Below are 13,931 nucleotides of genomic sequence, written 5' to 3'. Positions count from 1 at the left end.
ATTCAAGGACAAGTGGATTAACAGTCGTTACACTGTTAAAAATTGTTGAATCGTTGGTAATGTCATGACCGATAAAATCTTGGTACTGAACGAGAAGTTCGCCTGCACCATGGGCTTGGCCGTTTTTATAGGCGTACCAGGCGCAATCAGCGATCACGCCCACTGGACACATCAAATTGCCATCGACATGGACAACAACGATGTGGAATGCTTTTGTGACGGACAATGGATCCGATCTACAGGTGTGTTTGTTCCAGCGGGCCATCCACACCGCGTGGCCAACGGCCGACAAATCAATCTGTTTTTTGACGCATCGGTTGACTGGATTGATGAGGTGTTTGGGGGCAGTCTGGATACATCTTGCGGTCGGGTGTTGGACCGCGACACCCTGCAAGGGATACAAAGCTGTTTCTATGAAGGCATCGATATCAGGACGGGTATGGAGGTATTCGCCGAAGCCTTTGACCTTCGACGCAGCAGTCTCTCCAACCCAGACACTGAAAACAACTGGGAAAAGGTCATGGCACAAGTCAAATTGATTCAGCAAGAGCAAGGTGCCAGCAAAGACCCCGAGTACAGTAAACTCGGGGCCTTGTTCATGTTCACCTGACAGTGATGACATCCCTGTGCATGGGCGCCAGCATGCTCAACACCTCAAGTTGAACATCAAAAGGTACACTGTGCGCATTCATGCTGACTTGGAGCACTTCAACCAGTGCATTGAAATGAGCTTTGGTAATCGTCATCCCTGCATGAGCTGCTTTCATGTCCAAACCAACATACTTGCAAGGCCCACCTGCTGCCTCACAAACTTGATCTGTTAATTGAGACGCAAGTCGGTCTGCATTGGTAGCCGCAAACTGATCACCAATGCGCGGGTCAGCCTTCAGACGAACTACGAAGTCGTCCATGACAGTGCGTATACTTTCTTTACCGCCCAGTTGTTCATACAAAGACTTCTCGGAACCAGCCTGAGCGGAAAGTGGAATGCTCATGATTATCGCGATTGCAGCAACAAAAGATCGAATTGATTTCATTATTACGTACTCCTTCAAAATGCCAGCTGGGCAGAGAGGTAAAAGCCGGTCTGGCTGCGACCCTCTGTAGTCGCAGGTACAATTCGACCAAGGTCGACATAGGCCGCGGTCAACGACAGGTTCTTGGTTGGAGCCCAGGCTACGAATAGGTCCATCCAGTCGTCTGCACGCAAACCACTGTTCAGGCCCGCATTGCGACCAGCAGCTTCCAGATTGTTTGGCATCATTCGATATTCCGCACCAATCGCAAGGTTGTGACTCAACAGCTTCGCCACAGAGATTTCGGGCGTCAGTTCGTAACTGTCATCCGTACTTGATCCAAAACCCAACAAGCCGTTCTGATTGGCCTTCGTAGCACGCAAAGTGCCGTTGACCAATATGCCTTGTTTCAAAAACAGCTTGGTCGCAGTGACGTAAAAATCGGTTCCGCTGTCATCAGCGCCAAGTGAGGTCAACGTTGGCTCCAAAGCAGCTGCATCCAGCGATTTGTGCTGCAGACCCACCGCCACCTGCGGGTACCATGTGTCGGCGTCCAATACACCATCACCGAATACGCGCACTTTCACGCCGACGATTTGCTGTTTCAAATCCAGACCAGCGCCGGTAAGGGCTGTTCCGGTGATACCTGTATCGAGCACCTGCTCGCCCAGCGAAAACTCGACCCGCTCATTCCAGCCCACAGTGGCGCCATAAGTGGTCAGCGAATAATCCTGGGTTTCAACCTGGGTCAGGTTCGTTGCAAAACCCAGTTCATTTTCTGTGGCCTGTGTACCAATAAAAGCCCACGGCGTGATACCGCCACCGCCAGCACCCTCTACGGTACTTACACCGCCGGTCAACACCAGCTTGCCCGTGCTTGCCCAAACCGGGGCACAAAATACTGCAGTGCTCAGCACTGCGGCTTTTATCCATTTTGATTGTTGTTGGTTCATCACAAATGCTTCCATGAGAACAGGATAAATGGCCGACTTGTGCATCGGCCACCTGGATATTTAGTTGGTGTATGGCAATGAGGAGTGGTGCAGCACAATCTTCACATTGCCTGCGCTGTCTTTCACATAGCCCCAGGTTTTGTCGACTGTGGTCACCTTGCCATTCTTGTCGGTAAAGCTGACGTTACCCATGGTCAAGGCTGTGTTGCCATTCAGGTGAATGACAGAGTTTTTGGACTCTACATTTCTCCAGCCTTTCAAGGCAAAGCCGGTGTCATTTGGGAATTTTTTATTGCCACCTACGAAGTAGGCCAACGCGCCCTCTTCTGTGCTGCGAATATTCTGCGGGATTGCCGCCAAGGTGGGCTTGAACAACACGGGGCCCATGTCATAGGCGTAGGCGGTATCTAGTGCTGCCTGGGCAGTTTTCTTGGCCTTGTCCAAGCCACCTGCCTCAAAGTCTTTGGAAATTTGAACCACTGCATTGCCCCACATTTTCTGGGCTTTCAATACTTCAGCTTCAGTGATATTGCTGCTCACGACAGCTGTATTAGCGAAAGCAGCACCGCTGAATACCAAGCCGGCGGATACCAAAGTGGTGCGAACTAAACTGGAATTTTTCATCTTATGCTCCTTCAGATTGAGGTTCGAAAAACAACCATTGCTTTTCACACCATCATTCTGAAAGATCAAAATGAACCAGAACTTCCTTGCCCGATGAATCAAACTGGAATCCCAAATGAACGCCAGATGAACATCACTGGGAATCCTGCTCTTGCAAAGACTCCAGTCGGTAACCCAGACCACGTTGGGTGTGAATCAGGGGTGGCAAACCCTCAAGATCGATCTTGGCGCGCAGGCGACGAATGTAAACATCCACTACATTGGTTAGCGGGTCTTCGTTTACGCCCCATACATTCGAAAGAATACGCTCCCTACTGAAAAGTCTACCTGGCGCACTCATCAATAGTTCCACCAGTGCCAACTCTTTCGCAGTCAATTGAATTTCTCGCCCAGCACGTGACAAGCGCATTTTTTCCAGATCAAGATTCAGGTCAGCTACTTCTAAATTCTTCCTGATTTGCTTGGGGACAGAGTTACCTATCCTACGACCCAGGGCTTCAATTCGAGCCAAAATTTCATCGAATGCAAATGGCTTACCCAGGTAATCGTCAGCGCCCATGCGCAAACCTGCCACACGATCTTCAACTGAATTCAATGCAGTCAGCATCAAAACTGGCAAAGCGAATCCTTCTGCGCGCAAGGTTTGGCACACATCCAGACCCGATCCATCAGGCAGCATCACATCAAGAATCACCACCGCACTTTCAAAGTTTTCACGCACTTCTTTTTGCAAGGCCTTGGCCATGGAAATACCCGTGCTGGCATTGTGTGCCACTTGGGGGCGATATCCCTCTGCTTTCAAGCCACGATCCAGAAAACTTGATACACGCGTATCGTCCTCAACAATCAACACTTTCATACTGCATCCTCAATCACTGAATCAAATGCCGGTAAATTGATCGTGACTCGGCATCCCTTGTCTTCTTCACTGCTTATGTCAATGGTGCCGTGGTGTGCTCGCACAATCGCTGCTGCAAGTGGCAGACCCAAACCACTGCCGTCAGGCCTTAGCAACTTGGCCATGGTGCCCCGATAGTGACGCTCAAAAACCCTTTCCAACTCCTTTTCAGGAATACCCGGCCCATTGTCTTCAATCGTCACTTCGCAGCGACGCATGTTTTCAGAATCTTCCACCGATGCAGTACTGATCCGTATCACCGCCCCCGGGCCGCTGTATTGAATCGCATTGTCCAAAATAATATTCAGAACCTGCTTTAAGCGCTGCGCATCGCCCAACACCAGGCTGTCACTTTGAATTTGCGCTTCGACTGCACATCCCTTCTGACTGATCTGCGGCCGGAAATAGGCGATCGACTCGTAGCACAACGTTGAAACATCCAGTGCCCTGCGATCCAGAACAAGTGCATCAATATCGCTACGCGCCAAGGTCAGCATGTCGTCCACAATGTAGTTCAGTTGCTGTGTGTATTGAACAATGCGCTCAAGTGTTTCCTTGCACTCGATGGGATTGTTGACACCGTGGCGCAAACTGATCTCGGCCTCACCTCGAATGGCTGTCGTGGGCGTTTTCAACTCATGACTGATGTCGGCAAACATCTGCCTGCGGCGAAGCTCGATTTTTTCAAGGCGGTGCAAGGCCTCCTGTAGTTCATTGGTTCGCTCACTCACCTGCACCTCAAGCTGCTCCCGCACCTGTTCGTCGTTGGCGCGCAGGCGTGCAATTTCCCGAGCCATTTCATTCATGCTGCGCGCCACCTGAGAGAACTCATCACGTCCGAAGGCGGGAATACGATAGCTCAGGTTCCCCGCCTGCAGAGCTTCAGCCCCCTTAATCAAACGCCCAACTGGTTTACTCAAAGACCTCACAAAATAAAAGGCAAGCATCACCATGAAGAGAGCCAGGCCAACCGTGGCAATCACAACCACATTGGTCATAAAGTTCAGCGACACGTCTGCCGCAGCGCGATCTCGTGCAGTAATCAAGCGTTCTCGCGCAATGCTCTGGGTCAGTGCCACCCTCAAATCCTGCCCATCGGACACATCAAAAATCTGATCGAGTTTTTGGCGCTTCTGTTGGGGGGTCACCGCTTCAAATTTCCATTCTGAAGCTGTCATGACAGAGCCTAGCTGGTTCACCCCTTTTCGCAATATCACCAGACTTTGGCTTCGCTCTTCATGCTCAGGCAAGAGCTCTGGATCGCCACGAGTCAAACCTTTCGAAGTTTCTGCAAGTTGATCCAGCGTATCGAGGGTGCGGATCATGTTGAAGTAATAAACCTGACTTTGCTGGGGATCAGACTCCAGCCCAGTCATCTCGTTGGTCAGTTGGGTTCTTAGCAACTGTTTGTTGGAAAGCAGGTCCATGTAACCCACTAAAAGCTCGTTGGCGACTCGGCCTTTTTGAACATTCTGGCTGGCCGTGACCATGACAAAGTAGCCGATTACCCCTTGGGCAACGGCCACCAGCGCCAAAGCCACAAAGGCCAGCAAAATACGGGTTTTGAACATCACCATTCCCTTTGGCATCATATCAACATCCAGATGCTAGGGATTATCGGTGATAAACACCAGATTTTTTGGCTTGTTAATCTGGCGTTCATCTTATCGAAATGACTTAGTAAGTGAACTGCAAGCGCATACGCAGCTCATTGCCGCTGTCGCTGTTAGTATTACTTTCACCATCCATGTAACTCAAACCGATTCGAACCGCATCGTTCATGTAGTAATTCACGCCGAACGTGGTCTGCTGGCCATCGATTTCATCCAGCCCAACATCGCCAAAGTCACCGTCACCTTCCTCAAAACGCGTCACCAGTTCCCACGTACCTCCTTGAACAGGCTTCACACGCTTGAATATGCCGTCGGTGTATGGACGATGCCCACCATTCAATAAATACCCGACCTGAACGTAATAACCATCAAATTTTTGTGGTCCAACATCAGAAGTAAAGTATTCGGCTTGCGCATGAACTGGACCAAAGGCTCCTGCCACTTCAAAGTTCGCTGTATCGGATTCTTGCAAAGGATCAGTTGCACCAATTGTTTGAAAACCTGCACCAAAATGCAGAAGACTACTCTTGGTTATGATCGGGGCGAAAGTTACACGTCCAGCAAAAGCCTGTTCTTGAAAATCGTTCGTACCGTTACCATTGGCTTCAAACAAACCAATGCCGTAGGTAAACCGATCTTCCATACCCCGACCGCTTAGCTTGAAACCTGCAGAGCGATCCAGCGTATAAAGCTCGGTTATGGCAGAACGTTCGAGGGCGGAAATGTCGTTCGCACTGGTCAGTACCTCCAAACCAAATGGAACGCGCTGCTTGCCCACCGTCACGTTCGCCATTTCGCCGAAACCTTTGTATTTAAGGTACAAATCGGTGACACTGCCACCGCTGGTGCCAGACTCAGCAAGATTAAACTCGCCCTTCATTTCGAAATCATTGAAGTGACCACGCAAGAAAATTCGTGCGCGACGCGCATCAAAATCTTCCAGTGTTTCGTTGCCGTTCGCTGCTGTATCGGACTCATCTTGCGTGTAATCCCACTGCAAACGTCCGCCGATTTGAAAGCCTGCGCTTTTGTCTTCCGTTTGAAGTTTCAATCCACCTTTGGTGGAAAGAATAATGTCCTGGCCATCGGTTCTTACCTGGCCTGCCTGCGCATTGGTTGAAAGTGCGCCAAGCATCAACAACGCCAACACGGAACAGGAACTGGTTTTCATGGGGTACTCCTTGGTTTTTATGTGGAGCCCCATTGTCAACGGTCAAGATGAACGGTCACTGAACTTCCAATGAAGTAGTTCATCAACACAAATGAACGCAAAATGAACGGATTTTGAACAGACATTAGAATGTAATATAAATCATTATGAAGAAAAAAAGGCCTGAAATTCAGGCCCTACCAAGGAGCTTTGTAAAGCCCCAAAGTGAATGGAAAAATCATGATTACTTGATTCTCTCCCAAGGGTTCATGCTGGTTCCATCGCCAAACTCAACATACCTGTAACCTTCCATTCTTCGTATTACCTCTGCGCGGGTTAACGTCGAACTTGGCCTGTAGCCGGGCAATACCGTACCGTCCAGCGAATTCGCGATATTGCTGCTGTCTGTTTTGGAAAGGACCTCCGCTCGAGTTAAGTTAGATGGCTTGCTGTCCATACGAACATGGTTGGTGCCATCACCCATAAACAGGTCGCTGGCCGCCATGGCAGTTCCACTCAGTCCAAAGACCAGTGACAGTGCAATCGTTTTCTTCATCGTATTTCTCCTAAACGGGTTGGTAATCGGTTATTGCAATCAGTCTGCGTGAACTCAGTGTGAGCGCATCGCCTTAACCTAAGCCAAAGGCTTCAATGAACAAGTGCGGTTTGGAATATGAATGTTTGATGAATAAAAAAGGCCCGATTGCTCGGGCCAAAAATTGGACTTTTTACAGCCCAGGGGGTGAGATGAAGAAAGCGAAAACCGACAGATCAGTTGGTTTTTGTCGCAGGTTTGCTGCTTTCGTCCTGCGCAAAGTTGCTGTTGTCGTCCCGCACCTTCACCCAAGGAGTCGGGTTAGTTGCATCACCAAAGTCCGCATACTGGAAACCTTCCATTTTACGGATCACATCCGAGCGAGTAAGCATAGTATTTGGGGCATAGCTGGGTGTTACAGAACCATCCAGTGCATTGGCCACATTGGTACTTTCAGTGTTGGACAGCACTTCAGCGCGGGTCAAGCTGGACGGTTTCGATTCTTTAACAACGTGGTAAGTACCATCGCCGTAGGTCAAATCACTGGCCAATACTGCGCCACTGAAGCCAAAAGCAAGTGAGACTGCAATAATCTTTTTCATGATATTTCTCCTTTGGGGTTTCTCGATCAAGTGCAGAACATATCTGCATGAAAATCAGTTTGAACGCCGAGCCTTAACCTAAACTGTGCTGTTACATGAACAAGGCGCCACGGAAAGATGAATACAATATGAAAAAAAGATGCCCTCAACAGACAAGGAGACTTTGAATGGCCATTTGGTTCGACCTCGACAAGGTCACTGACGAATCGTTTTTCGACACCGCCCCGCTTCGCTTCGACTATTCAATGCATCTGAACGCCACCGCCGACGAAGTATGGGCAGGCTTGGTGGCTGACAAGCCACTGGCATGGTGCAAGGCCTTGAACGGCCGCTACACCAGCGAACGGCCTTTCCGAGTGGGAACTACCCGCGAGGTGGCAGCAAACTTCAACACCATCAAGTTGAAAGAACGATTTTTCATTTGGGACGAAGCAGAACGTCGCCATGCCTTTTATGTGGAACAGGCCAATGCACCCGCATTCAAACAGTTTGCAGAGTTGTATGAAGTCACACCCACAGATGAAGGCTGCCGCTTTGTATGGAAGTTCGCCATGGCCGGGCGCTTCGGGCTGGGCTTGCCCTTAAAGCTGATTAGCCCAGCCGCCAAACTGGCTTTGTTCGATGGATTCATTCGCGACACCGAAAAACATTTCGGCACCTTGAAGTAAACCCTATTGGCTCAATGCACCATCTCGATGAAGTTCATCGATTTGGTCATTCAGAGTGCACCAGTCGTAAATAATACCGATACCAAATAAGCCCACGGTGAGCAGGTAGATCACACCAGTAATCCACTTGCGCTGGTAAAAGCGGTGGATACCGAAAATACCCAAAAATGTGAGCAACACCCAAGCAATGTTGTAGTTGATCGGACCAGTCAAAAAGCGTCGATCGGCGCTTCTGTCCATGCTGGGTATCAAGAACAAGTCTACGATCCAGCCGATCAAAAAAAGTCCAAGTGTGAAAAACCAGATGATGCCGGAGATGGGCCGCCCGTAATAAAAACGGTGTGCGCCCATGAAACCAAAAATCCAGAGAATATATCCGATGACGATACTGTGGCTGTTGTTGTTATTCATATTCCAGTGAAAGTTGTATTTGAACTTTTAACAACATACCACAGTGAAGCACTTCAAAAGTGCTTACAGACCAGGCATAAAAAAGCATCAATTATCATGTGAAGACACACGGTTTGCAGACTTGGTCTATTGCACTGATTTGACGATTCATTTAGTCACTCAATACGAATCGGATTCTTATCAGGCGAAGTATCAATGAAATGGTGTTGCCTACTATTTATACGGAGCTTTCATGCCTTCTCGTCTTATTCGGATCACTGCAACCTTAAGCTTGTTCGCCGCAGCAAGTCTGTCCCAAGCCGAACCCATACAAAACCAGTACATCGTTGTACTTAAGGACACCGCAACACTGACTCAAATTCTGGATTTACCCGTTGGTACTCCTGTTAAAAACCTGCTGGATCAGGCACAAGCCCAACTGGGTTTACCCGCACAACAAATCAACTTTCGCTATCAGAACGTATTCAAGGGTTTTGCAGTCAACCTGCCCGACCACATTGCTCGCGGCTTGAACCGAAGTGGCTTGGTGGCCTATGTTGAACAAGACCAAACATTCAAACTGAACAACGAAATTACGCAAAACAATGCCACCTGGGGCCTGGACCGTTTGGACACTCGTGAAAATGCGCGAGACATGCGATACACCTACTCATCCACAGGTGCCCAAGTACATGCCTACGTCGTAGACTCAGGCTTGCGAGCAAGCCACGTTGAATTCCGGGGGCGCGTGGGCAACGGTTTTGACGCCACAATCGGCTCTTCGTCGGGCGGCTTGTTAGGTGGCGGTTTTCTGGGCGGTGGATTTCTTGGTGGTGGCGGGTTGTTTGGGGGCTTGTTCGGTTCTCCCAGCTCCCCACCCCCATCCTCTGGCAATCCTTCGGATCCGTTTGACCCATCATCCACACCCAGCGATTGCAACGGGCATGGCACCCACGTTGCGGGCACTATTGGTGGCACGCAGTTTGGCGTGGCAAAAAATGTGATTCTCCACGGCGTACGTGTGGTTAATTGCGCGGGCACAGGTACTTCGTCATCAACGGTGGCAGGCATTGATTGGGTATTACAAAACCACGTAAAGCCAGCGGTAATGAACCTCAGTCTGGGCGGTGGAGCTTCCAGCGCAGTGGATCAAGCAATTCGTGCAGCCCACAACGCAGGCATTGTCACCGTAGTGGCTGCGGGTAACGATTCACGTGATGCGTGCGAATTCTCGCCAGCCCGTGAACCTTTGGCCTTGACTGTGGCATCCACCGACCGCAACGACAGACGCTCCTCTTTCTCCAACATTGGCAGTTGCGTCGACCTGTTCGCACCGGGCAGCGAAATTACTTCGGCCGGCATCAACAACGACAACGCTCAACAGGTATTGAGCGGCACATCCATGGCCTCACCCCATGTGGCGGGCGCTGCCGCCAAACTACTTTCAAAAGGCTTTGCACCCGGCAATGTGGCCACTGCCTTGAGAAATGAAGCCACTTCGGGCGTGGTGAGTGATTCAAGAAATACTTTGAATTTGATGCTCTATAGTCGATAGCCGACCAAGACAGGGTTCCAATGGCCAATATTGGAATCCTGTGGTGAATTACCTTGCCTCTAGTGTGTTACCCGCCTCCAAACTGTCACCTCACTCAATGTGTATTGGTGCTTGCGGCGGGTTTCTCGAATCACAAATGGCACAGCCTTCGGTGTATCCACCAGCGTGAAAGCACCGTTCAAAATTTCCTTCAAACCATCCAGTGTGCTGTAAGACTCACCGTCTTTCTTAAAGCCTCCAATCCACTCCTCGCGTTTGGTGTATTCCTCCAACCAGGTGTAAGGCGAAGCCAATACCAACAGACCGCCGGGATTTACCCGACTCGCTACCTCAGTCAGAAATCGCCGAGGCGCATACAGCCTGTCGATCAAATTGGCCGCCAGTACGAGGTCAAAGCCGGTATAAATATCCTTCAAATTGCAAGCGTCACCTTGCCAAAACTCCACTCGCCCAGCGGTGTCAGCCAGGTCAAGAGTGTCAAGCCTGCGCTCGTAATAGCTCAGCAATTCGCCTTCGTCTGGCAAGGTGTAACGGATGGTTCCTGTCTCCTTAAGCCGAATGCCGACCTGAATCAACAGGGTCGAGAAATCAATTCCAAGTACCTTGTCAAACACGCGGGCCAACTCAAAGCTCGAGCGGCCAGTGGCGCAACCCAGGTCAAGTGCCTTGCCGAACGCGCCGTTGCCATACTGCTGATGAGCCGTAATCGCCAAGTCAGCCATGGTTTTCGCGAAATTGGGCACCCCCAACGATTCTTCGCCGTAATGGAATTCAGCGTACTGCGAGACCAGCGCGTCACTTTCATAAGTCGACAAAGGATTGGTGGCCGGGGTGTCGGTCACCACATAACGAAAACCGGCATGCTGGAAAAAGTGTTTCCGAAAGGCATAACGTGAAGCGTGACGACTTTCATTGCCGCATGAAATCCAGCTGCCGCCTTTGATGATGTTGTGGCGATTGTCAAACGTGGGGCTTGTGAAATCATCGTAAATCGGGTGCACATCGAAACCGTCAAAAGGGTAAGTGGGGGTTTCACACCACTGCCACACATTGCCCACCACATCGAACAAGTCTCCATGCGCAAACTGGTTTACCGGGCAGCTTGATGCCCAATGGTCCAGGTGCAAATTGGCATTGGCCCGCGCGTGGGCTGGTACATCTGCAAGCTGTGCATGGTCATAAATGCGGTTCCACTCATCCTCGGTTGGCAGGCGCACTGGCTGGCCAGTTTGCTCAGCTTTCCAACGGCAAAACGCCCGCGACTCGTGGTAGTTCGTTTCCACAGGCCAGTCCCAGGGCATGGGCACTTCTTCGGTAAGCAGTCTGAGTTTCCAAGATTCTTGCGCATCGGTATCACGCACCCAGAAAGTGGGGTGCGTGGCCTTGGCAAACTCGTTCCAACTCGCGCCTTCTTCATCCCAATAGCGTGTATTGGCGTAACCACCCGCATTCACAAATTCCAAAAACTCACTGTTGCTGACCAAATATTGAGTAGTTTGAAACGCTGGCACATCGGCTTGGTGACGACCATACTCATTGTCCCAGCCGTAAATCGGCTCATTCAACGTACGTCCCAACACCACGCGGCCTGCGGGTATACCAACCAGTTCATTTCTCGGTGCATCGCCGGTTTTCTGACATGGCTGCCAGGCAGGGTGTGGCTTCACATAGTGCAAGGCGTGTTGCCGCATCAGCACCGAAGAGGTTTCCAAGTGAATATGTTCATGCTCAATCCCCATCACCACCGCCCAAAACGGATCATTCCAGCCGATCGGCAGGGTAAACGGCGTGTGGCGAATCACCTGGTCAATCACCTCCCGAGCTTTGTTGCGGTAGGCCCTCACCTCTTCAACAGTGGGCCAATCATAGCGGGCATCGTCCAGATCATCCCAACTCATTTCATCCACACCCACTGCGAACATGGATTCCAGGCGCGGATCAATTCGTTGATCGATCAGCCCCACCAACAAAAATTTATTAATAAAAAAAGTGGCCGTGTGGCCAAAGTAAAAAATCAGTGGGTGGCGCAAGCTGATCGGCTTTTTGTAATAAGCCTCATCACAGCTCAACAATTCAAAAAGCGACTCGTAGCGATCAAAACTCGCATGAAAGTATTGCAGCAACTCGCCGCGCTTGGATTCAATGTCGCTACCTGCCAAACAGGGTGTGCGAAGAAAGTGCTCGCTTTGGGCGGGCATGTGTTGAAGTCGAGAATTCATTGGCGCAAACCTGCGAAGTTTTAAAGTTTGGATTCGTGAAACCGAAGTTTTGGCTTGCGGCTCAGAACAGAGTTCGCCAGCAACGATCAAAGGTTACACCGTTGCAGCATAGTCCAAACTAGTCACGGCTACGGCTGAATTTTTCTACCTTTTCCCACAACTGCAAGTAAGCCTCAGCCGACCGGAACAAAGTGGCCACAGCCGGCTTACCGCCGGGTTGCATCATCATGTCCGCGATGTAATCCGGGTACAAGCCGTAGTGAGCCACACCATCGGTGTTCAGGTCATACACGCGCTCACCGGTTCTCTGGCGCTCAAACACCACGTCACCCATCGGTGATTTGAAGGGATACACCAAGGGCTTTTCAGCCGCGTCAGCGCGGGGATCTGCCTGCTGGTGAATGCCGTTGATGTCTGAACCAAATCCGCTCGCAGGTGCTTTGCCAGCCGGGTACAAAGCACTCAATTTTTGAATATAGTCCACGGCAGTGGGAGAAGGTTTGTCAGGCAAATTGGAAATAAGTCCGCCCGAATCGACGATGCGCTGGCTATCACGTGCGGCGCTGATGGTGCCGGAGTGTCCGGACACCACCGGCAGGCCACGTTCCTTCATCATCGCCAATACCCGTTTGCGCGACAGAGCGCCCATGTGGTCTGTCTCAACAATCACGCCTTTCTTGGCCAAGGCATCGATTAAAAAATCACCCAGTTTCGTCAAGCCACGGGCATTGCGCTGGCACTCCCGTCCCGGCACATCTTCGGGAGTGGGCGGGGTATTGGTCAATTGCAGTAAAGCCAATTCAAACAGACCATAGTCCTTGCTGTCCACTGTCGCCGGTTCAGCACTGTCGATGTCTTCACAGGTCGTGCTTGCAAATGGGTGACCAGTTTCCCAAATATTGCCGGCATTGAAGACCTGCATCAACGCAGCATCCTTGGTGAAGCGACTAATTTCAGTGCCTCCAAACGCGTTGTCGAATATATGAAGAGGAAATACGCTGCGAATACCCAACGCATAAAACTCATCCAATCGCTCCAGAATTTGCTGCTCTGTGCACTCGGGCATGCCCATGAATTCGCCGCAGTTGAACAGTTTTTCGTTTTCGATACCCATCACCACAGCAAGCTTGCCGTCAGCGATCACGTCACGCGCCGTGGCGCTGTCGTAAACAATCCTGAACCATCCCTTTCCGGGACCACCTTCCTGGGCGTCAACATATTCCTCCAGATCCAGCAGCAATTGCCTTTGCAATTTCACGCTTTCCATTTCATCGCAATCATGTTCCTTCAAAGGCCACACCTGGCAAATCACCTCATTGGCCACAAAGTGATTCACCATAATGCGTTGCCCACCCATCCATGCGCGCTTCATCCACATGTAATAAGTTTGGTGATGGGTTTGAGACCTGGGGTTGGGCCAATAACTGAAAGTGGGCCAACCATCCGTGGCATGTTGGTCAACAGGGTTACCGGTGGCCAACAGGTTGTCCAACACACCCAAGGTGCCCTGCGGGCCATGGTCAGCTTCACAACTGTTCAAGGCCTTGGTAATGCCAAAAGGGTGAAAGGGGCGGCCATGCGCAAGCTTGCCCCCCAAGGCCTCGCTGCCCCCGATGTGAATGTGCGTGTCCACCCAACCCACCACTTCCCCATTCGAAGTGGTACCCTTGAACGGCGTACCGGTGGCATTCAACTCGGCCTCAGGAAA

General features: G+C 50.7%; 14 protein-coding genes. 3 read left to right on the top strand and 11 right to left on the bottom strand.

Annotated features, from left to right (window positions below; all coding sequences use genetic code 11):
- The first annotated feature begins 64 nt into the window (after positions 1-64).
- Positions 65-610, top strand: a complete 546-nt coding sequence (locus tag A0129_RS10265; protein WP_291714710.1) for a hypothetical protein — start codon at positions 65-67, stop codon at positions 608-610.
- On the opposite strand, the gene A0129_RS10260 is transcribed toward A0129_RS10265, so the two are convergent.
- From A0129_RS10260 to A0129_RS10225, 8 genes are all read right to left on the bottom strand, one after another.
- Positions 603-995: a group 1 truncated hemoglobin gene (locus A0129_RS10260; RefSeq protein WP_291714708.1), complete on the bottom strand. Its 393-nt coding sequence runs from the start codon at positions 993-995 to the stop codon at positions 603-605. The two genes, A0129_RS10265 and A0129_RS10260, sit on opposite strands and share 8 nt — an antisense overlap.
- Before the next feature lie 56 nt (positions 996-1,051).
- The gene (locus tag A0129_RS10255) at positions 1,052-1,969 is read right to left on the bottom strand and encodes a DUF3034 family protein (protein ID WP_291714706.1); all 918 of its coding nucleotides are present in this window, start codon (positions 1,967-1,969) and stop codon (positions 1,052-1,054) included.
- A gap of 60 nt (positions 1,970-2,029) precedes the next feature.
- On the bottom strand, positions 2,030-2,593 hold the full coding sequence (locus tag A0129_RS10250) for a phosphoribosyl-AMP cyclohydrolase (protein ID WP_291714704.1): 564 nt from the start codon (positions 2,591-2,593) through the stop codon (positions 2,030-2,032).
- 133 nt (positions 2,594-2,726) lie between these two features.
- Positions 2,727-3,452 carry a response regulator transcription factor gene (locus A0129_RS10245; protein WP_291714702.1) on the bottom strand — a complete coding sequence of 242 codons (726 nt, stop codon included), beginning with the start codon at positions 3,450-3,452 and terminating at the stop codon, positions 2,727-2,729.
- A complete protein-coding gene (locus A0129_RS10240; protein WP_291714701.1) occupies positions 3,449-5,062 on the bottom strand; it encodes a HAMP domain-containing sensor histidine kinase in 1,614 nt (537 codons plus the stop codon). Before A0129_RS10240 ends, A0129_RS10245 begins: the two co-directional genes overlap by 4 nt.
- 106 nt (positions 5,063-5,168) lie before the next feature.
- Positions 5,169-6,275 (bottom strand): porin, encoded by a 1,107-nt coding sequence (locus A0129_RS10235; RefSeq protein ID WP_291714699.1) that lies wholly within the window; start codon positions 6,273-6,275, stop codon positions 5,169-5,171.
- Between the two features lie 223 nt (positions 6,276-6,498).
- Positions 6,499-6,810 (bottom strand): hypothetical protein, encoded by a 312-nt coding sequence (locus tag A0129_RS10230; RefSeq protein WP_291714697.1) that lies wholly within the window; start codon positions 6,808-6,810, stop codon positions 6,499-6,501.
- Between the two features lie 215 nt (positions 6,811-7,025).
- Complete coding sequence (locus tag A0129_RS10225; RefSeq protein WP_291714695.1) at positions 7,026-7,391, bottom strand: hypothetical protein; 366 nt, start codon at positions 7,389-7,391, stop codon at positions 7,026-7,028.
- 167 nt (positions 7,392-7,558) lie between these two features.
- Here A0129_RS10225 and A0129_RS10220 point away from each other — a divergent pair, with 167 nt between their 5' ends.
- Complete coding sequence (locus tag A0129_RS10220) at positions 7,559-8,059, top strand: SRPBCC family protein (protein ID WP_291714693.1); 501 nt, start codon at positions 7,559-7,561, stop codon at positions 8,057-8,059.
- 3 nt (positions 8,060-8,062) lie between these two features.
- Here A0129_RS10220 and A0129_RS10215 read toward each other — a convergent pair whose 3' ends face one another.
- Positions 8,063-8,470 (bottom strand): TM2 domain-containing protein, encoded by a 408-nt coding sequence (locus tag A0129_RS10215; protein WP_291714691.1) that lies wholly within the window; start codon positions 8,468-8,470, stop codon positions 8,063-8,065.
- Positions 8,471-8,702: 232 nt separating this feature from the next.
- Here A0129_RS10215 and A0129_RS10210 point away from each other — a divergent pair, with 232 nt between their 5' ends.
- Positions 8,703-10,004 (top strand): S8 family peptidase, encoded by a 1,302-nt coding sequence (locus tag A0129_RS10210; RefSeq protein ID WP_291714689.1) that lies wholly within the window; start codon positions 8,703-8,705, stop codon positions 10,002-10,004.
- Positions 10,005-10,063: 59 nt separating this feature from the next.
- Here the strand turns inward: A0129_RS10210 and ovoA are convergent, their stop codons facing one another.
- Positions 10,064-12,223, bottom strand: coding sequence for a 5-histidylcysteine sulfoxide synthase (ovoA, locus tag A0129_RS10205; RefSeq protein WP_291714687.1), 2,160 nt, complete (start codon positions 12,221-12,223; stop codon positions 10,064-10,066).
- A gap of 118 nt (positions 12,224-12,341) precedes the next feature.
- The coding region (locus A0129_RS10200; protein WP_291714685.1) for a hypothetical protein at positions 12,342-13,931 on the bottom strand (1,590 nt) is incomplete at its 5' end.

The sequence above is a fragment of the Limnobacter sp. CACIAM 66H1 genome (assembly GCF_001601825.1).
Lineage (GTDB): Bacteria > Pseudomonadota > Gammaproteobacteria > Burkholderiales > Burkholderiaceae_B > Limnobacter.
The sequence above is the reverse complement of the archived record's forward strand: the minus strand, read 5'-3'. Positions and strand labels throughout refer to the sequence as shown.

Excerpts from the sequence above, each read along its gene's own strand:
- A0129_RS10220 (WP_291714693.1), top strand. The coding sequence starts at position 7,559 with ATGGCCATTTGGTTCGACCTCGACAAGGTCACTGACGAATCGTTTTTC.
- A0129_RS10245 (WP_291714702.1), bottom strand. The coding sequence starts at position 3,452 with ATGAAAGTGTTGATTGTTGAGGACGATACGCGTGTATCAAGTTTTCTG.
- A0129_RS10260 (WP_291714708.1), bottom strand. The coding sequence starts at position 995 with ATGAGCATTCCACTTTCCGCTCAGGCTGGTTCCGAGAAGTCTTTGTAT.
- A0129_RS10215 (WP_291714691.1), bottom strand. The coding sequence starts at position 8,470 with ATGAATAACAACAACAGCCACAGTATCGTCATCGGATATATTCTCTGG.
- A0129_RS10250 (WP_291714704.1), bottom strand. The coding sequence starts at position 2,593 with ATGAAAAATTCCAGTTTAGTTCGCACCACTTTGGTATCCGCCGGCTTG.
- A0129_RS10240 (WP_291714701.1), bottom strand. The coding sequence starts at position 5,062 with ATGTTCAAAACCCGTATTTTGCTGGCCTTTGTGGCTTTGGCGCTGGTG.
- A0129_RS10235 (WP_291714699.1), bottom strand. The coding sequence starts at position 6,275 with ATGAAAACCAGTTCCTGTTCCGTGTTGGCGTTGTTGATGCTTGGCGCA.
- A0129_RS10265 (WP_291714710.1), top strand. The coding sequence starts at position 65 with ATGACCGATAAAATCTTGGTACTGAACGAGAAGTTCGCCTGCACCATG.
- A0129_RS10225 (WP_291714695.1), bottom strand. The coding sequence starts at position 7,391 with ATGAAAAAGATTATTGCAGTCTCACTTGCTTTTGGCTTCAGTGGCGCA.
- ovoA (WP_291714687.1), bottom strand. The coding sequence starts at position 12,223 with ATGAATTCTCGACTTCAACACATGCCCGCCCAAAGCGAGCACTTTCTT.
- A0129_RS10230 (WP_291714697.1), bottom strand. The coding sequence starts at position 6,810 with ATGAAGAAAACGATTGCACTGTCACTGGTCTTTGGACTGAGTGGAACT.
- A0129_RS10210 (WP_291714689.1), top strand. The coding sequence starts at position 8,703 with ATGCCTTCTCGTCTTATTCGGATCACTGCAACCTTAAGCTTGTTCGCC.
- A0129_RS10255 (WP_291714706.1), bottom strand. The coding sequence starts at position 1,969 with ATGAACCAACAACAATCAAAATGGATAAAAGCCGCAGTGCTGAGCACT.